The 17159-nt window shown below is 53.5% G+C and carries 16 protein-coding genes and 1 other RNA gene; 12 read left to right on the top strand and 5 right to left on the bottom strand.

Going from position 1 to position 17159, the window contains the following annotated elements:
• Positions 1 to 101: 101 nt before the first annotated feature.
• Entirely contained in the window at positions 102 to 1727 is a 1626-nt protein-coding gene (locus tag TH468_RS19000; RefSeq protein WP_085646106.1) for a phosphoenolpyruvate carboxykinase, read from the top strand.
• Between the two features lie 159 nt (positions 1728 to 1886).
• Here the strand turns inward: TH468_RS19000 and TH468_RS18995 are convergent, their stop codons facing one another.
• Positions 1887 to 3575, bottom strand: a complete 1689-nt coding sequence (locus tag TH468_RS18995; protein WP_085646105.1) for an EAL domain-containing protein — start codon at positions 3573 to 3575, stop codon at positions 1887 to 1889.
• Positions 3576 to 4002: 427 nt separating this feature from the next.
• On the opposite strand from TH468_RS18995, the gene TH468_RS18990 reads away from it, so the two are divergent.
• From TH468_RS18990 to TH468_RS18975, 4 genes are all read left to right on the top strand, one after another.
• Positions 4003 to 4701: a pyrimidine 5'-nucleotidase gene (locus tag TH468_RS18990; RefSeq protein ID WP_085646104.1), complete on the top strand. Its 699-nt coding sequence runs from the start codon at positions 4003 to 4005 to the stop codon at positions 4699 to 4701.
• Positions 4702 to 4892: 191 nt separating this feature from the next.
• Positions 4893 to 5738 (top strand): 2,3,4,5-tetrahydropyridine-2,6-dicarboxylate N-succinyltransferase, encoded by an 846-nt coding sequence (gene dapD / locus TH468_RS18985; RefSeq protein WP_007091836.1) that lies wholly within the window; start codon positions 4893 to 4895, stop codon positions 5736 to 5738.
• Between the two features lie 143 nt (positions 5739 to 5881).
• A complete protein-coding gene (dapE, locus tag TH468_RS18980; protein ID WP_085646103.1) occupies positions 5882 to 7027 on the top strand; it encodes a succinyl-diaminopimelate desuccinylase in 1146 nt (381 codons plus the stop codon).
• 41 nt (positions 7028 to 7068) lie between these two features.
• Positions 7069 to 8154, top strand: coding sequence for a 2OG-Fe(II) oxygenase family protein (locus TH468_RS18975; protein ID WP_085646102.1), 1086 nt, complete (start codon positions 7069 to 7071; stop codon positions 8152 to 8154).
• A 27-nt stretch (positions 8155 to 8181) separates the two neighbouring features.
• Here the strand turns inward: TH468_RS18975 and TH468_RS18970 are convergent, their stop codons facing one another.
• Positions 8182 to 8862: a TetR/AcrR family transcriptional regulator gene (locus TH468_RS18970; RefSeq protein ID WP_085646101.1), complete on the bottom strand. Its 681-nt coding sequence runs from the start codon at positions 8860 to 8862 to the stop codon at positions 8182 to 8184.
• A 170-nt stretch (positions 8863 to 9032) separates the two neighbouring features.
• On the opposite strand from TH468_RS18970, the gene TH468_RS18965 reads away from it, so the two are divergent.
• Positions 9033 to 9701, top strand: coding sequence for a glutathione S-transferase family protein (locus tag TH468_RS18965; RefSeq protein WP_085646100.1), 669 nt, complete (start codon positions 9033 to 9035; stop codon positions 9699 to 9701).
• A 137-nt stretch (positions 9702 to 9838) separates the two neighbouring features.
• Here TH468_RS18965 and TH468_RS18960 read toward each other — a convergent pair whose 3' ends face one another.
• Positions 9839 to 10447, bottom strand: coding sequence for a glutathione S-transferase family protein (locus TH468_RS18960; RefSeq protein WP_085646141.1), 609 nt, complete (start codon positions 10445 to 10447; stop codon positions 9839 to 9841).
• Between the two features lie 141 nt (positions 10448 to 10588).
• Here TH468_RS18960 and TH468_RS18955 point away from each other — a divergent pair, with 141 nt between their 5' ends.
• The 3 genes from TH468_RS18955 to TH468_RS18945 all read left to right on the top strand — a co-directional run bounded on the left by TH468_RS18955 (position 10589) and on the right by TH468_RS18945 (position 12552).
• Complete coding sequence (locus TH468_RS18955) at positions 10589 to 11470, top strand: LysR family transcriptional regulator (protein ID WP_085646099.1); 882 nt, start codon at positions 10589 to 10591, stop codon at positions 11468 to 11470.
• A 43-nt stretch (positions 11471 to 11513) separates the two neighbouring features.
• On the top strand, positions 11514 to 12101 hold the full coding sequence (locus tag TH468_RS18950; protein ID WP_085646098.1) for a YdeI family protein: 588 nt from the start codon (positions 11514 to 11516) through the stop codon (positions 12099 to 12101).
• Positions 12102 to 12171: 70 nt separating this feature from the next.
• On the top strand, positions 12172 to 12552 hold the full coding sequence (locus TH468_RS18945) for a DUF1636 domain-containing protein (RefSeq protein WP_246832383.1): 381 nt from the start codon (positions 12172 to 12174) through the stop codon (positions 12550 to 12552).
• Positions 12553 to 12572: 20 nt separating this feature from the next.
• Here TH468_RS18945 and TH468_RS18940 read toward each other — a convergent pair whose 3' ends face one another.
• Positions 12573 to 13367, bottom strand: a complete 795-nt coding sequence (locus tag TH468_RS18940; protein ID WP_168177190.1) for an ABC transporter substrate-binding protein — start codon at positions 13365 to 13367, stop codon at positions 12573 to 12575.
• 85 nt (positions 13368 to 13452) lie between these two features.
• Positions 13453 to 14379 (bottom strand): NAD(+) diphosphatase, encoded by a 927-nt coding sequence (nudC, locus tag TH468_RS18935; protein ID WP_085646095.1) that lies wholly within the window; start codon positions 14377 to 14379, stop codon positions 13453 to 13455.
• Between the two features lie 197 nt (positions 14380 to 14576).
• On the opposite strand from nudC, the gene ffs reads away from it, so the two are divergent.
• From ffs to TH468_RS18920, 3 genes are all read left to right on the top strand, one after another.
• Positions 14577 to 14671, top strand: an RNA gene (gene ffs, locus TH468_RS18930) — signal recognition particle sRNA small type.
• A gap of 155 nt (positions 14672 to 14826) precedes the next feature.
• Positions 14827 to 16728 (top strand): DNA polymerase III subunit gamma/tau, encoded by a 1902-nt coding sequence (locus TH468_RS18925; protein ID WP_085646094.1) that lies wholly within the window; start codon positions 14827 to 14829, stop codon positions 16726 to 16728.
• Positions 16725 to 17048 (top strand): YbaB/EbfC family nucleoid-associated protein, encoded by a 324-nt coding sequence (locus tag TH468_RS18920; protein ID WP_007091823.1) that lies wholly within the window; start codon positions 16725 to 16727, stop codon positions 17046 to 17048. Before TH468_RS18925 ends, TH468_RS18920 begins: the two co-directional genes overlap by 4 nt.
• Positions 17049 to 17159: the final 111 nt, after the last annotated feature.

The raw sequence follows: 17159 nt of genomic DNA, 5'->3' as shown, positions 1-17159 counted from the left end.
ACCTTTGTAACAATATGTCGCGACGCAAACGGTTAACCCACATACCGATTGTGTAGAATTGACTATTAACCCCCAGACTCAATTCCCACCAGGAGAGATCCGTGCTGCAATCAGGACCCGTTGTCAGCCGTGTAGGCCTTGAAACCCATGGCCTCAAGAATCTTGGCGCCGTTCACTGGAATTTGGACGCTGCCGGCCTCTACGAACATGCAATCCGCCGTCAGGAAGGTAAAATTGCCAAGGGTGGCGCATTTGTTGCGCTGACCGGTGAACATACCGGCCGTTCCCCGCAGGACCGTTTCATCGTCGAAGAGGAAGGCACCAAGAACGACATCGACTGGGGCGACGTTAACCGCCCGGTCAGCCCGGAAGTGTTCGAGCGCCTGTATCAAAAAGTGCGCGCTTACTTCCAGGGCACCGAACTGTTCGTTCAGGACTGCTATGCCGGTTCGGATCCGCGTTTCCGCCTGCCGGTTCGCGTGATCAACGAAAATGCATGGCACAATCTTTTTGCGCGCAACATGTTCATTCAGCCGCAGAAAGAAGAACTTCGCGACTTCGCGCCGGAATTCACCGTTCTGCATGCTCCCGGCCTGCAGGCTGATCCGGAAGTCGACGGCACCCGTTCCGAAGTATTCGTCGTCGTTTCGTTCGAACGCAAAATGGTGATCATCGGCGGCACTTGGTATGCCGGCGAAATGAAGAAATCGATCTTCTCTGTTCTTAACCATATTCTTCCGGCCAAAGGCGTCATGCCGATGCATTGTTCGGCCAATATGGGCAAGGACGGCGACACCGCAATCTTCTTTGGTCTGTCGGGTACCGGCAAAACCACCCTGTCGGCCGACGCATCACGCACGCTTATCGGTGACGATGAACATGGCTGGGGTGAAGATGGCGTCTTCAACTTCGAAGGCGGCTGCTACGCCAAGGTAATCAAGCTTTCCAAAGAAGCAGAACCGGAAATCTATGCCACAACCCAAACCTTCGGGACGGTTCTGGAAAACGTTGTGATGAACAAGCAATCGCGCGAGCTTGACCTCGACGATGCCCGTCACACCGAAAATACCCGTTCCAGCTATCCGATCGAATTCATCCCGAATGCATCGGAAAACGGTCGTGGTGGTCACCCGAAAAACATCATCATGCTCACCTGCGATGCGTTTGGCGTTCTGCCGCCGATCGCCAAGCTGACTTCGGCACAGGCGATGTACCACTTCCTGTCGGGTTACACCGCAAAAGTTGCCGGTACCGAAAAAGGCGTCAAGGAACCGACCGCAGCGTTTTCCGCCTGCTTTGGTGCACCGTTCATGCCGCGTCATCCATCGGTTTATGCCGAACTGCTTGGCGAACTTATGGAAAAACATCAGGCCAATTGCTGGCTGGTCAATACCGGCTGGTCCGGTGGTGCCTATGGCGTTGGTTCGCGCATGAAAATCGCCTATACCCGCGGGCTTCTGAACGCGGCGCTGAATGGCGAACTGGAAAATGCCGACTTCGCAACCGATCCGTATTTCGGTCTGGCCTATCCGACCGCTTGCGGCGATATCCCGGCAGAAGTTCTGAACCCGCGCGACAGCTGGTCGGACAAGGCTGCCTATGACAAGGCTGCAGCAAACCTGACGGGCCTGTTTGAAAAGAACTTCGCGAAGTTCGAAGAACATGTCGCTGCCGACGTTCGCGAAGCTGCAATCCGCAGCAACGCCGAAGTCAAAGCCGCCGAATAAGGCGACAGACAATCACCATTTCAGAAAGGCCGGTGCATGCACCGGCCTTTTTTGCTGAAACCTGAAAACTGTTTCTTGTTTCAGCCAGACGGATCTGTTTGAGCTTACAAAAAGGACCGCCGGAATGGTGACCTTTGCTGTGACTGACAGATCCTGATCCTAGTACCGCTTGGGATCATTGATATTGCGCCAGTAAAGCGAGATGTCCTTTTCGGGCTTACCGAAAAGATATCCTTGCGCATAATCAAAACCAACCTTGGTAACCATCTCCCGCATGGCATCGGTTTCAATCATTTCCGCTACGACCTCGACTTTCAATTCATGACAAAGATCGACCAGCGATTTCAGAAACGCTCTGCCTTTGCTCGCTTTCAGTGACTGCCGGATCGATTCCCCATCTATTTTGACATAATCAACATCCAGTGCACTGAGATACCGGAAATTCGATGCCCCCGTGCCAAAATCATCCAGACAGATTTCAACGCCAAAATCGCGGAACCGTGAAATCCAGGTAGATGCCGTATCAATATCCGTGATCTCGGCTGTTTCGGTGATTTCGATCATCAACTGCCCCATCGTGTCGCGATTGCGTTCAAACAGTGCAATCACAGACCGACAGAAATCCGGATTTTCGATGCTATGACCCGAAACGTTGACCGCCACGCGGGCATCGATGCCCTCGTCCAGCTGGTTACGGATCCACTTGAGGGTCCGGCGCATCATCGCCAGATCCAGCCTGTGGATCATGTTGACCTGTTCGGCAAAGCTGATCAGTCGTTCCGTCGGAATAAGATTACCATCATCATCATAAAAGCGCGCCAAGACCTCGAAATGATGGATTTCCGCAGATGGCAACCGCACGATCGGCTGATAAACCGCATCGAATTTCAGACGGTCAACCCGCATGCCGAAATCGCGCATCGCCGAAAAGGTATCATTCACCAGATTGGGGGTCTGCCCTATCAGACGCGAAAATGTAAATCCGTGCTCCTGCCGGTCGCAGAACCGGCGGATAGAATAAAGCACCCCGCGGGCCAGATCGCCAGGCGGGATCATTTCGGCCGTAAAGTCGGTAACGGACGTGGAAATCTCCACCCCCTTGCCTTCCGGATCGGCGTCCCGCGCACAATCGGCAATCCGATCTTCAAGTTCGCCAACTGGCACATCGGGCCGATGCAACATACCGAACTGATTGCCATTCAGGCGGCCCGCAGTATCCCCGGCAACAGAATGCGCCCTTAGAAATGCACCGATACTGGACAGCATTTCATCACGTTCGATCTGCTCCATGCGTTTGCAAAGCGGATCAAAGGCATTCAACGTCATCAGGGTAAATTTGTGTTCTGCACCGGTTTCGCGTTGCGCCATCAGGCGTTCAGTTACGACCCGGGAAAGGCTTTCCTCGTCCATCAGGCCGGTTGCTTCATCGCGCCTGATTGATCGCGCCACATCATGGGGCAGCGTATTAATTGCAACGCGCAGGGCAACAAAGAAATGATCGCCAAGATCGGGCAGGAAATAACCGCTCATGGAAACCGGGGCGCTTAGCTGTTCGTCCGGGCGAATAAACCGCACCTGGATGTTGTCCATCCGGCCGCGACGACGCGCCACATACAACATTTCCTGAACCAGTGGTCGGAATTGCGGGGCCAGAACCGACTGCAGGGTATGGCCTTCAATATCAGCTGCCGAACGGCCAATCATGCCATCTGCCGCACCGGATGCGAACACGATCCTCAGATCGTCATCCAGTTCAAGCAGAAGATCCCCCCACACAAACGCAAGTGCTGCGAAGCGGTTTCGTTCGTTTCGCAGTTCCGTCGTGCGACTTTTGAGAAGCTTTTCCAAAGGGTCCTCTTGCGCTGCCTCGAAATCCTTGCGACTTCCTGCCCCCAATTCAGGAAGTCACATCATCCGCAAAGACGAATTCGCCTATCATCTGCATGGCACCCTTAATAACGCCTTTACAGCACCGACAGATTTCGAACTTCGCGAATACATTTCCGGGTGCGTAACGCGCCGAAATTCGGAACATTCCCCTGGCACCGCCCGGTTCCAAACACAGATTGACTATATCTTTGTTCAGGCTGCGCTTTTTAAACCCCTACCCCGAATTATTCGAGCCTGAAATTGTTGCAAAAACCGCATGCCTACAATGCTGCATTGCGAAATCAACGTCGGCACCTTTGCAAACCGGATGTAATCCCATAATAAAGAACGTCGTGAACGCCGCGTAGCTTTGTGCCACCATCGCCCATAACCGGAATGCTTCAACATGCCCTCGATCATTTCTGCCACTACTGTCATTCCACGTATTGCGCCGGACAATGTCCTGATCTTTGATCTCGACAACACGCTCTATCCCTCGGCATGCGACCTGTTTTCGCAGGTCTCGAATCTAATCGGGCAATATGTGCGTGATACATTACGGCTTCCGGCGGACGAGGCCTATGTGATCCAGAAAAGCTATTTTCACCGCTATGGCACGACGCTTCGCGGTCTAATGACCGAACATGACATTGATCCTGCGGATTACCTTAACAAGGTTCACAATATTGATCTGTCCGTGATGGATCCTGCGCCGGAACTGGCGGCTGCTTTGGATGCGCTGCCATGCCGCAAGGTGATCTTCACCAACGCATCGCGCGGGCATGCCGAACGGGTGATGGATCGCCTTGGCATTGCCAGCCATTTCGAAACCATCTTTGACATCGTCGACGCCGACTATATCCCCAAACCCGAACGCCAGCCCTATGACCGATTGCTTGCGCGGGATGCAATTGATCCAACGCGCGCGATCTATTTCGAAGACATGGCCAAAAATCTGCTTCCGGCAAAGGACATGGGCATGACGACCGTATGGGTCCATACTGACGAGGAATGGGCGCAGGTTGGCCGCGACGATCCCAGGATCGACCACGAAACCAACAATCTGGTGCATTTCTTACGCGAACTGGGCAACGGTCCGGCCTAAAACCGGTTTCAGGTAAATTTGTCATGGTTCCAAGATTGAGCTTGGCGCCGTGATCGGGTAATTCTTGCGCGGGTCAGAATCAGGGCACCCAAAAGCCGGAACTACGTAAACTGGCGGAGTTGACTTCACAGCAGGCTTTGACCATTCTCCGCCCGACATGAAATTAAGGCTGACCGCAAGGACTTCTGAAAATGGACAGAACAGAACTTGAAGGCGTGATCAACGTCGCATGGGAAAACCGCGACGAAATCGGCTCCGCCACCCAGGGTGAAATCCGCAAGGCCGTCGACCAGACGCTTGCCGCACTTGATAGCGGCAAACTGCGTGTTGCCGAAAAGACAGACGGCAAGTGGATTGTCAATCAGTGGGCCAAGAAGGCGGTTCTTCTGTCCTTCCGTCTCAATGACATGACCACCATCTCCGGCGGACCGGGCGAAAACACCAACTGGTGGGACAAGGTCCCGTCAAAATTTGAAGGTTGGGGTGAAGCCGAGTTCAAAAATGCCGGTTTCCGCGCCGTACCGGGCAGCATTGTGCGCCGTTCGGCCTATGTCGCACCGGGCACCGTGCTGATGCCAAGCTTTGTGAACCTTGGTGCCTATGTCGATACCGGCGTGATGGTCGATACCTGGGCAACGGTCGGTTCCTGCGCACAGATTGGTAAAAACGTTCATCTGTCGGGTGGTGCCGGTATCGGTGGCGTACTTGAACCCCTTCAGGCCGGTCCGGTCATCATCGAAGACAACGCCTTTATCGGGGCGCGTTCGGAAATCGTCGAAGGCGTCATCGTCGAAGAAGGTGCCGTGATTTCGATGGGTGTATTTATCGGCGCATCAACCAAGATCATCGACCGCACCACCGGCGAAACCTTTGTCGGCCGCGTTCCGGCATACTCGGTTGTGGTTCCGGGCAGCATTCCGGGCAAGCCATTGCCCGATGGCAAACCGGGGCCGAGCCTGTATTGCGCGGTCATCATCAAACGTGTGGATGAGAAAACCCGCTCGAAAACTTCGATCAACGAATTGCTGCGTGACTGATTTCTGTCACCCGATTTGCCAATGATTTATAAGGGGCGAGGCGGAATGCCGTTTCGCCCCTTTGCACATCAAATGTTTCACTTGAAACATCCATGATGGATTTTTAATCCTACTCATTCATCAAGAAGCCAAGAGAATATCAAATGTCCGCCGCCCTTGACCTTGCCCAATCCCTGATCCGCTGCCCCTCCGTTACCCCTGCGGATGCCGGTGCGCTTGATGTCTTGCAGACGGCCCTTGAAGCACGCGGTTTTGACTGCAAACGAAAAGTGTTTCACGAAGACGGCTGGGACAGCATAGACAACCTTTATGCCCGGTTGGGTACCAAAGGACGCAATTTCTGCTTCGCGGGGCATACCGATGTAGTTCCGGCGGGCGATGTCGCAGCATGGACAGTTGATCCATTTGGTGGCGAAATCAAGGATGGCCGTCTGTTCGGGCGCGGCGCGGTTGATATGAAAACCAACATTGCCTGTTTCGTTGAATCCGTTGACGCCTTTCTGGCGACCCATCCCGATTTTGAGGAAAGCATCAGCTTCCTGATTACCGGTGATGAAGAAGCCGATGCGGTGAACGGCACGATCAAGCTGCTGGACTGGTGTGACAAGCATGGCGAGAAACTTGATGTCTGTCTTCTGGGGGAACCGACCAATCCGACTTATCTGGGTGAGATGATGAAAGTCGGTCGCCGCGGCTCCATTACCGGCTGGCTGACGATCTATGGCGCGCAGGGGCATGTTGCCTATCCGCATCTGGCAGATAACCCGGTACCGCGCATGTTAAAGGTCCTTAATGCCCTTACCACGCACGAACTCGATAAAGGCACTCCGCATTTCCAGCCAAGCAATCTGGAAGTCACTACGATTGATGCCGGAAATCCCGCGACCAACGTGGTGCCGTCGAAGGTAAGTGCCGCATTTAATATCCGTTTCAACGACCTGCATCAGGGTGTCGATCTGGAAAAATGGATCCGTGAAACCTGTGCCGCACATGCCGGTGCCCATGACCTTAAAGTCAAGATTTCCGGCGAGGCGTTTGTATCCGAGCCCGGCAAGCTTGCTGCCCTGATTTCCGATGCCTCGGAAAAGGTCACGGGCCATCGACCGGATATGAGCACCACGGGCGGCACATCGGATGCCCGCTTTATCCACAAATATTGCGAAGTCGCGGAATTCGGTCTGGTAGGTCAAAGCATGCACAAGGTCGACGAGCATGCCATGGTCGAAGACATTGAAAAACTGGTCGTGATTTACGCCGATATTCTTTCAGGGTACTTTGCGAAAGTCTGATAAAGGCCGGACAGATTTAAACGGATCGGGGGATCAGGGAAATGTCAGGAACACCAAAGGCAGCAACCAGTTCAATTCGGATTGCCAAAGGTGATATCGTCCCGAAAATCGTACTGCCCGATACAGCTGGACAACCGACCGACCTGACGGATCAGCTGATCGCGGGAAACACACTTGCGCTTTGGTTGCTGGATGACAAACCGACCAAGGAAACGTGGCAGGAAATCGACCGGTTTCTCGATCAGGTCACGGGTTGCGAAACCCTGACTTTTCTGATCATCGGCGGCACTAAAAGCCCCAGGAAGGCAGCAAAGTCAAACGCCAAGGCAACCGAGCTTTATGACGCGGAAAACGCGGTCAAAAAGCTGTTTGGCGTTACTGACCCCTCAATGCTTCTGATCGATCCAAATCATCGGCTGGTGTTCAATGCATCGCTTGCAGATGTTGATAGCGGCATTGACGTCTGCAAGGCAATCCACGCCGGAAGCAAATCCGACGTGGTCAATCGCCAGGCGCCGGTCATGTTGCTGCATGACATTCTGGAACCGGAATTGTGTCAGGAACTGATTTCCTATTGGGAAGCCGGTGAAAAGCGTGCGGATGGTGTATCCAAGGGGACGGAAAACAGCAGCACGACGAAATCCGACATCAAAAAGCGCAATGACGTTGTCCTTCTGGATGAAGTGTTGTTTGAGAAAGTCAAAAGCCGACTTGTGGGGCGGGTTATTCCGGAACTGTTCAAGGCATTCCAGTTCAGAACAGCAAGCATGGAAGCCCTAAGGATCGGGTGTTATGACGCCGCCGACAAGGGACATTTCGGTCGCCACCGGGACAATCGCACCGCATTTACCGCACATCGTCGATTTGCGGTGTCGCTAAACCTGAACCCTATAACGTACGAAGGCGGGCAGGTTCGTTTTCCCGAATATGGTCGCGGCCTTTACGCGCCGCCTGCCGGGGGTGCCGTCGTATTTTCCTGTTCACTGTTGCATGAAGCAATGCCGGTGACCAAGGGACGCCGGTTCGGGATATTTACCTTCCTAACCGATGAAGCCGGTGCGATTGCGGAACAGAAAATGATTGCACAACGCAAAGGCCAGGTCGCACCGCTTGCGATGAAACGCTGATCAAGGCCTAGACCGTGTTTTCGCCGGTCAAAGCGCCGCATCAGTTCCGCTTTTCTGCGGTGATTTAAGCCGCGGCACCGTTTTTCGCACCGAACTGAGAATCAGTTCAGCAGTTTCATCATCAACCGCTCGTCCAAGCACCATTGCACCGACCATCATCGATAGCATCGCGGTCGCATTGATGCGGTATTCCTTGCTGATTTCATCAAGTGGCGGGTTTTCAAACCATTCATCGGCTTCTTCGCGGGTCATCGGGGCTATACCGCGTCCTTCGAGTGCGAGTTTTCCGGCAAGCCTGCCACACGCCCCGCGGATCACCTTGGAAAAGGCTTTTTGCGCCCGCTCGCCCGACCGGGCAACTTCGGTTGAAAGCGTCGGCAACGCACATCCCTTGCCGGGATGATTGAGGTGCTGGTTCGACAGATAGAGATCAGCAAAGGCCGTGGTCCAATCAAGGCCGAATTTTTCTGCTTTGCGCAAACGCGACAGGATCGGTTCTGACAAAAGGTTAATACCGCTGTCTACAGTGGCGACAAACAGGTCTTCCTTGTTTTTGAAATGCGCGTAAAACCCGCCGCGCGTCAGTCCCGCATTGGCCATCACCTGATCGATCGTCACATTTTCATAGCCGACCGTTTTGAAAAGCTTGGCTGCCGATCGGATTATTTTCAGCCGCGTCTTTGGTTTGTGATCCGGACTGTAAGGCATGATCTGGCTCCGATTGAGGTGACGGGAAACAAGGCTCGCACATTTCTATAATATGTTCTTGAACATATTATGTGGTGCGCAATTCTGTTGGCAACTCTAGCGCAACGGGGCGCTGTTTCAGAGCCGCGCAACCGCAACGACACGCCACTACAGATGCAAAGGATTTTGCGATGTCCAAGGTGATCATCTACGGCATGCCGCGCAGCAGTCTTTCGCGCACGGTCCGGATTGCCTGTATCGAGAAACAGATTTCATTCGAATTCCGCACCAAAGGCATTCAATCCCCAGGTGCAGCGCCGACACCGGAATTGCTGCAATTCAATCCGTTCGGCAAGGTGCCGGTTCTGGTTCATGACAATCTGGTTCTGTACGAAACCAGTGCGATCTGCCGTTACATTGATGATGCGTTTGACGGACCGCTATTGCGCCCGGTGCGAAAGGACAAAGTGGCGCGCATGGAACAATGGATCAGTGTCGCCACGACGCGGCTGGATACACAAATCCTACGGCAATTTGTCATCCCGATGGTTTTTGCCGATACAGAACAGCGCAATGATCCGGGTTTTGCGGTCCGAATGAAGGTCATGGGCGATCTTATTGCCCATGACCTTAAAATTCTTGATCCGCATTATGATGATGGCTGGTTATTCGGCCAGCGTTTCACCATTCCAGATATGCTGATCATGCCCATGATCCACTATCTCAAAGCAATGCCCGGGGGATCGGAAATTCTGGCAGAAGTACCGAATCTGGATACGGCGTTCAAAAATTTTCAGGCGCGCCATTCTGCAGCTGTGACCGACCCGCTGTTACCGGACCGGATTTTGCGGACGGCATAGAGTCCCCCCGCACCTTCCTTTTCCTTTCCCCTTTGCGCCAACTGGATCGCGTATTGGGTGTTGCAGCCGCCCCCCTTCCGGAATCCCCCAATATGTTTCCCGGCGTCGGGGCGGTTGCCTTTTTTATGCCCGGAAAGTCAGGGTTTCCACGAGATCGGAATATAGCCCGGCAAAGCCGCAATACGGTCAAGCCATGCGAGGATGCCAGGATAGATCGACAGATCGATATCCCCCTCTTCGGCAACGTGGGTGTAGGCATAAAGGGATATATCGGCGATGGTCAACGCATCCCCCACCAGCCAGTTATGCCCCGACAGGCGTTTTTCCATAAGATCGAGCGCCTTTTCCGCACCTGCACGTTTCATCGGCACAAGAATCTCGGCATGTTCGGGCATGCCCTTGATCCCGACCCATGACCGCAAAACAGCAATCGTTGGTTCATGATCGTATTGTTCGAAGAATAGCCATTGCATAACCTCGGTGCGTTCCCACGCATCGGCCGGCAAATAAGGCGTTCCATCGGCAAGATGGATCAGGATCGCGTTGCTTTCGACAAGAACCCGACCATCATCGAATTCCAGCGCAGGAATTTTGCCATTGGGGTTGATCCGCGATATAAAGTCATGTGTGCGGGTTTCACCCTTGGTGATGTCATGTTCGACCAGATCAAATGATTTGCCAAGCAGGGTCAGCAGCAAACGAATCTTGTAGCCGTTTCCCGACGGTAAAAAATCGTGAAGTATCATCTCGGTATTCCTTTGGCACATACGGTTTCGTATTGGCCGGCCGAGGGAGATAATTGGTTCTGGCCCAGGATCAAACAATCGAATAGTTTTGACCTGACCATTCAATTTTATTGATCATTTTCGCTGATCAAAGGAAGTCGCATGGATTCCGATCTGCTCCGAAGCTTTGTCGCCTTTGCCGAATGTGGCAGTTTCAATCGTGCTGCCGACCGGATAGGCCGCACCCCGTCGGCATTTTCCATGCAGATGAAACGGCTGGAAGATCTTGTCGGAAACAAGCTGTTTGAACGGGAGGGTCGCAATGTGTTGCTGACAGCGGACGGCATCACCTTTGTCGGTTATGCAAGGCGAATGCTGTCGTTGCAGGACGAAGCCATGGGAAAAATGCGCGGTCATGATAGCAGCCGTCCGATCCGGATCGGATGCCCGGATGATTACACTCAGAAAATCCTGCCGGTGGTGCTGCGTGCAATACGCAAGGTCCATCCCGATGCCAAATTCTTCATTTCCGTCAACCCGACGATATTCCTGCGCCGGATGCTCGACCAAGGAGAACTTGATATATCCGTCATCAGCCGGTCGGAACAGGGTGAAGAAGGATATTTCTTGCGTCATGAGCCCGGTGTCTGGGTTTCATCCCCCATTCACCGACAACATCTGGCAAACCCATTATCACTTGTTCTGCCTGCGGAGGATTGCAAATTCCATGCATGGGCAATTGATGCGATTTCCAAGGCAGACCGTCCTTTTACCCTGCTTGCGACAACCAGACAGGCGGCGTCATTACTGCATCTGGTACGTGACGGTTTGGGTATTGCCGCCCTTGCTGCGACAAGTGTCACGGACGAGTTTCAGATTCTTGAAAGCCGCGATGGTTTCCCGCCATTGCCCGCAGTCGGTGTTGCCCTGATGCTGTCAGATGCGTCCCATCCGCTAGTGGATCGCCAGCTTGCCGCAACAATACAGAATTTTGTCAGCGACCATGTGGTTGATGACAGCTTGACCAAACGCGCAGCAAGCTGATTTTATTCCGCACGGGAAACGCATCCGCCGGAGTTGCAACAAAATGAACAGTCTGACATCAAAGGTTGAGGTCCTTCTCGCACAGGAAAAGTGGCAAGAAGAACGCAAGGCCCTGCGAACGATCATTCTTGAATCTGGCCTGACCGAAGACGTGAAGTGGGGTAATCTTTGCTACACGTCGGAGGGCAAAAATATCCTTATGATTTACGGGATGAAAGATGATTGCGCGCTTGGATTTTTCAAGGGCGCGTTGATGGAGGACCCTGAGGGTGTTCTTGCGAAACCGGGTGAAAATTCGCAGGCAATGCGCCGCATTCATTTTACGTCGGCGAAAGAAATCAGAGCAAAAGAAAATGTTCTGAAGGCCTATATCAAAGCGGCCATCGAAGTCGAAAAATCCGGCCTGAAGATTGATTTCAGCGAAAAGGAAAATCTTGAGCTTCCGGCTGAACTTTTGGATGAGTTTTCAAAAAATCCTGATCTTGAAAAAGCGTTCAAGGCCCTGACGCCGGGGCGGCAGCGGGGATACAATCTTTATTTTTCTGGTGCCAAACAATCGGCCACACGCAGGTCCCGAATTGAAAAATCTGTTGCCGGAATTCTTGCGGGCAAAGGTCTTCAGGATCGATAGAACCACCAGATGATTGCTTGACCCGATAACCGGCAAGCTGGTTTTATGCGCCCCCGCAAACACCACAATCATGACGGATACCATGTCCCCCAAAGCCCGCCTGAATATCTGCACGACCTGCACCGCATCCTCGACCGAAGGGGCAACGGAGCCACGTCACGGTCGGATACTGTTTGATAAAATGGTCGAAAACGGGGCGACGCTGGACATACCGTTTGAAATCAGGGCCGTTGAATGCCTGACCAATTGCAAGTCGGGCTGTTCGGTTGCGCTGAATGGCAAGGGAAAATGGGGTTATGTTTACGGAAATATTGATCCGGACAACATGATCGCTGATCTGCAGGAACTTGCCACAAAATACGCAGAAACCGATGACGGCATCGTGCCTTGGCGTGAACGTCCTGAAAGTCTGCGTCGCAATGTGATTGCCCGAATCCCGCCACTAGACTGACGGCAATTGACGCCAAAAGCTTAACCTGCTGGCAAATTGCCATGCATATCGCGCCATTCCTGCGCGATATTTCCTTCCCTTTTCACTTTCCGGATTAAATCATTGAACTCAGCCAGCGATATCGCCGACTGTTTTGAAAGAACCGCAACCAGCTCGTAGCTGAAATCAGGGCTTGGTCCAATAAATACTCTCTGACTCAGTTCCGGATTTTTTGCATAGGCTCTTGCCAGAAATCCTGCCGAAACAATGCCAACGTCACCTTCTCCGTCCAACAAATGGTCGAACAATTGTTGTTCGTCATAGTGGAACAAGACACCGAAATGATCTTGCAAATACTCAGGATTGGCGTTGAAAGAGGCAAATTTATAATGGAACCCCAGCACGCAAAGAAGCTCATGTCGGGTTACATCGTCGAACCAACTTGGCCCCGGAACGTCCTCCTTGCGGGCGATGAATAAATCATGTTCGACAACAATGGGATCAGAAAACAGAACATCCTGATCTCTCCAGTCCCAGTCGGGACTTTCCATCAGAATGAGATCGAAGCCCCCTATCGCAAGATCGTTGTAGCGACGACGTGACGATGTTTCGACCAACTCGAAAAAGTATTTCGATTGGATGGCATTGAGGTCTGCAAGCAATTCCGGGGTGAAACCTGAAGGTTTATCATTTTCAAAAAAATAGACGACGCCATATTCATAGGCGCCAACCTTAACAGGTATCGCGTTCTTGGTGTCAGCATTGGCCACTGTGGCAACCACCCAACAAACCAGTACGCTCGACATATGACAAAACCAACGAGATATCCCCTGCATCAGAAGACTCTCCCTTTTCGCACACTTTAAATCGCCAATGCCCGTCGGCCCCGGATTTTGTATCAGGACATGACGCTGATCCCTTCTATATGCGGCCTTCGCACCAATTTTCCAGAAGGTAGCGTGCGATAGAAATCGGACGGGGAAGGTTGATGCCCTTTTCGGGAAGCCCGGCAACATCGTCGCGATGCACCCACATCGCGAATTCAATTTCCTTTTCATCAATGACAATGTCGGTCGTTTCTGCCTCGGCGATAAACCCAAGCATCAAGGATCCGGGGAAAGGCCATGGTTGAGATGCAATATAACGTGCACGCTTGATGCGTATCCCGACTTCTTCGAACACTTCGCGCGCAACGGCCTGTTCAAGCGTTTCACCCGGTTCGACAAACCCGGCAAGCACGGAAACGGTACCGGGGAGGAATTGCGGAGAACGTGCCAGCAAGACATGGTCATTGTGATGGATCAGCATGATCACCGCCGGATCAGTCCGCGGAAAATGCGGGGTACCGCACTCCGGGTTACTGCATTGCAGGCGGTAACCGGCTTCCATTACCTGATTGGGATGCCCGCATACACCGCAAAACTGATGTTTCTGATGCCAGTTGAAAATGGCGCGTGCCTGGGCCGCAAGGGCGGCCTCGTCTTCGGAAAGAGCTGCCATACGGCTACGCATATCGCCAAACCCGCCACCCAATCGACGAATGGCATCATCACGATCAGAAATGATTGGCGCGATATCAATCGCGATGACGGCCTCTCCGCCATGTCGACCAATATAAATCCAATTTGCCCGTTCGATTTCAAGGTCAAGATACGGCAAGGCGGGACCTCCGACGACTACAAGCTCGTGCTCGTTCATGTCTTCGGGCCACGCAAACAAAGGGTCGCCAGCATGGCAGATCAGAATTTTAACGCTTTCCTCAGCCAGCAGCAGTTCACGCCAGTTTTCCCGGGTGCGCAACCGGGCATCGCGATCCAGATCGGTTGCTTCGTAAAACAGCCTGTCCATTTCGGGGCAATTCCTTGTTTGGATCCACCAGTACCGGGGTCGAGTCCCGGTTTTCAATATCGTGGATCAGCATATTCAGGTGACGGGTAGCGACATTAACGCGACCAAACCCGCCGTCAAAGCCACGATCACGCGATTTATCAAAAAATCAAAGCCGGGCCTTGCGTTTTATGGTTCCTTGCGCGATATAGGGGGCGAGAGGCTGGCCGTGGACGGACCGCTCGCCAACCCGGTCAGGACCGGAAGGTAGCAGCCGTAACGAGTTTTTCCGGGTCGCGGTTCAGTCTCTCACCCTTTATATCCCCCCAAAAATCACATGTTTCCGCCATGCTTTGCAGCATCATGCCTGCTATGGAATTTTGTGTGGGAAATTTCCCACTTGGTCTTTCCCATGCGGGGGCGAAGCTGCTAAAACCAAAGCACATTGAAACATGCCGGACCGGATGAATGACGGATCAGATCGACAACGCCGAAACGTCAGCACCAGAAACGCCCGAGGCTGAGGCGCCAGAGCTTGATATGGAACAGGAACCCGCCGCGGCGGCACCTGCATCTGTGACTGCGCCAAAGGCCGAAGAGGCGCCCAAAAGCGAATATCAGGTTCTTGCCCGCAAATATCGCCCGAAAACCTTTGACGAGCTGATCGGCCACGGGCCGATGGTCAAGACGCTGTCGAATGCGCTTGAAAGTGGCCGACTGGCGCATGCCTTTGTTCTGACCGGGGTGCGCGGGATCGGTAAAACCACGACCGCACGCATCATTGCGCGCGCGCTGAACTGCATCGGACCGGATGGTAAAGGCAATGCCACCATCGAGCCATGCGGTGTTTGCGAGCATTGCCGCGCGATTGCCGAAGACCGTCATGTCGACGTTCTGGAAATGGACGCCGCGTCACGTACCGGTGTTGACGATATTCGCGAACTGATCGAAGGCGTTCGTTATCGCCCGACATCGGCCCGCTACAAGATTTACATCATCGACGAAGTGCACATGCTGTCGAAAAGTGCGTTTAACGCGCTTTTGAAAACGCTGGAAGAACCGCCAGAGCATGTGAAATTCATCTTTGCGACCACCGAAATCCGCAAAATTCCGATCACCGTTCTGTCGCGTTGCCAGCGTTTTGATTTGCGCCGGGTTCAGACCGATGAACTGGCCACCCATTACAAACGCATCGCAACCCTTGAACATGCCGATATCGAGGACGAGGCGCTTGCCCTGATTGCGCGTGCTGCCGACGGATCGGTTCGTGACGGCATGAGCCTTCTGGATCAGGCGATTTCGCATGGTGCGGGCAAAGTCACGACCCAACAAGTACGCGATATGCTGGGCCTGTCAGACCGGTCGCGGATTTTTGATCTGTTTGATCAGACCATGAAGGGCGAAATCAACGAAGCGCTGGAATTGCTGGGGGCGCAATATGCACTGGGCGGTGATCCGGCGGTGATGTTGCAGGATATGCTTGACCTGACCCACTGGCTGACACGTGTGAAGCTGTCGCCCGATGCAGCCAATGATCCCGGCGTATCGCAGATCGAGCGCGACCGCGGCAAGGAAATTGCCGCCAAGCTTGCCATGCCACAATTAACCCGTGCGTGGCAGATGCTGCTTAAAGGGCTGGAAGAAACCCGCATTGCACCAAGTCCGATCCAGGCCGCCGAAATGATCCTGATCCGGCTGGCTTATGCCGCCGAAATGCCCCCCCCGGGCGATCTGATCAAGAAACTGCGCAATGATCTGAACAAATCCGGCAATGCGCCGCAAGGTGGCGGTGGCAGCAATGGCGGTGGCGGACCGGGTCCGCGCATGCAGGTGGTTAATGGCGGCGGGGCGGCGGTTGCCCATGCACGCCCTGATCCGCTGGGTGAGCCCGAACAGGCCCCGCAGCAGGTTTATGCCAAGCTGCCCGAAACCTTTGCCGAAGTCGCCGAATTGCTATCGAAAGAGCGGGAAACAACCGCACTTGCGATACAGCTTAAAAACTATATGCATCTGGTGAAATACGAACCGGGTCGCATTGAATTCCGTCCGGCGCGCGGGGCGCGTGCGGATTTGTCGAGCCAGCTTATCAAAACCCTGAACAATCTGACCGGTCATCGCTGGCTGGTCAGTGTTTCGGAACGCGAAGAAGGTGCGCCGACCCTTAAGGAACAGGAACTCGAGGAACTTGAACAGCGCAAGGCGGATGCATCACTTGATCCGCTGGTCAAGGCGATCCTTGACGGATTACCCAAGGCAAAAATCGTTGCCGTCCATCTGCCACCGGGACAGGAAGAAACCGAGGGCGAGCAGGATGACAGCGGTTCCGTTTACGATGATGCATTTTATCTCGAAGGAGACGACGAGCTATGAAGAACCTTGCAGGGATGCTGAAACAGGCCCAGCAAATGCAGTCCAAAATGCAGGAAATGCAGGAAGGACTTGTTGCACTTGAAATCGAAGGCCAGTCCGGGGCGGGCATGGTCAAGGTCATGCTGAACGGCAAGGGCGAGATGCGCGGCCTGAAACTCGACAAAAGCATTGTCGATCCCGAGGACACCGAAGTCCTCGAAGACCTGATCGTTGCCGCCTATAACGATGCCAAGGTCAAGGTCGAAGCCGCCGTTCAGGACAAGATGAAGGATGTCACCGGTGGACTGAACCTGCCGGAAGGTTTCAAACTGCCGTTCTGATCGGCAAAACCGATATCAAATTGCGGTCATGCCGCATAAATCAAAGGGTGGCATTGCGCCGCCCTTTGTTTTTGATACAAGCTATCAGAAACAGTCATCACAAGATCAACC

This window comes from Thalassospira sp. MCCC 1A03138 (assembly GCF_002115785.1).
Taxonomy (GTDB): domain Bacteria; phylum Pseudomonadota; class Alphaproteobacteria; order Rhodospirillales; family Thalassospiraceae; genus Thalassospira.
This window is presented reverse-complemented; position numbering and strand designations above follow the sequence as displayed.

What these genes read in the sequence shown, in the direction of transcription:
- TH468_RS18990 (WP_085646104.1), top strand. Translation starts at nt 4,003, where the DNA reads ATGCCCTCGATCATTTCTGCCACTACTGTCATTCCACGTATTGCGCCG.
- dapD (WP_007091836.1), top strand. Translation starts at nt 4,893, where the DNA reads ATGGACAGAACAGAACTTGAAGGCGTGATCAACGTCGCATGGGAAAAC.
- dapE (WP_085646103.1), top strand. Translation starts at nt 5,882, where the DNA reads ATGTCCGCCGCCCTTGACCTTGCCCAATCCCTGATCCGCTGCCCCTCC.
- TH468_RS18975 (WP_085646102.1), top strand. Translation starts at nt 7,069, where the DNA reads ATGTCAGGAACACCAAAGGCAGCAACCAGTTCAATTCGGATTGCCAAA.
- TH468_RS18970 (WP_085646101.1), bottom strand. Translation starts at nt 8,862, where the DNA reads ATGCCTTACAGTCCGGATCACAAACCAAAGACGCGGCTGAAAATAATC.
- TH468_RS18965 (WP_085646100.1), top strand. Translation starts at nt 9,033, where the DNA reads ATGTCCAAGGTGATCATCTACGGCATGCCGCGCAGCAGTCTTTCGCGC.
- TH468_RS18960 (WP_085646141.1), bottom strand. Translation starts at nt 10,447, where the DNA reads ATGATACTTCACGATTTTTTACCGTCGGGAAACGGCTACAAGATTCGT.
- TH468_RS18955 (WP_085646099.1), top strand. Translation starts at nt 10,589, where the DNA reads ATGGATTCCGATCTGCTCCGAAGCTTTGTCGCCTTTGCCGAATGTGGC.
- TH468_RS18950 (WP_085646098.1), top strand. Translation starts at nt 11,514, where the DNA reads ATGAACAGTCTGACATCAAAGGTTGAGGTCCTTCTCGCACAGGAAAAG.
- TH468_RS18945 (WP_246832383.1), top strand. Translation starts at nt 12,172, where the DNA reads ATGACGGATACCATGTCCCCCAAAGCCCGCCTGAATATCTGCACGACC.
- TH468_RS18940 (WP_168177190.1), bottom strand. Translation starts at nt 13,367, where the DNA reads ATGCAGGGGATATCTCGTTGGTTTTGTCATATGTCGAGCGTACTGGTT.
- nudC (WP_085646095.1), bottom strand. Translation starts at nt 14,379, where the DNA reads ATGGACAGGCTGTTTTACGAAGCAACCGATCTGGATCGCGATGCCCGG.
- TH468_RS18925 (WP_085646094.1), top strand. Translation starts at nt 14,827, where the DNA reads ATGACGGATCAGATCGACAACGCCGAAACGTCAGCACCAGAAACGCCC.
- TH468_RS18920 (WP_007091823.1), top strand. Translation starts at nt 16,725, where the DNA reads ATGAAGAACCTTGCAGGGATGCTGAAACAGGCCCAGCAAATGCAGTCC.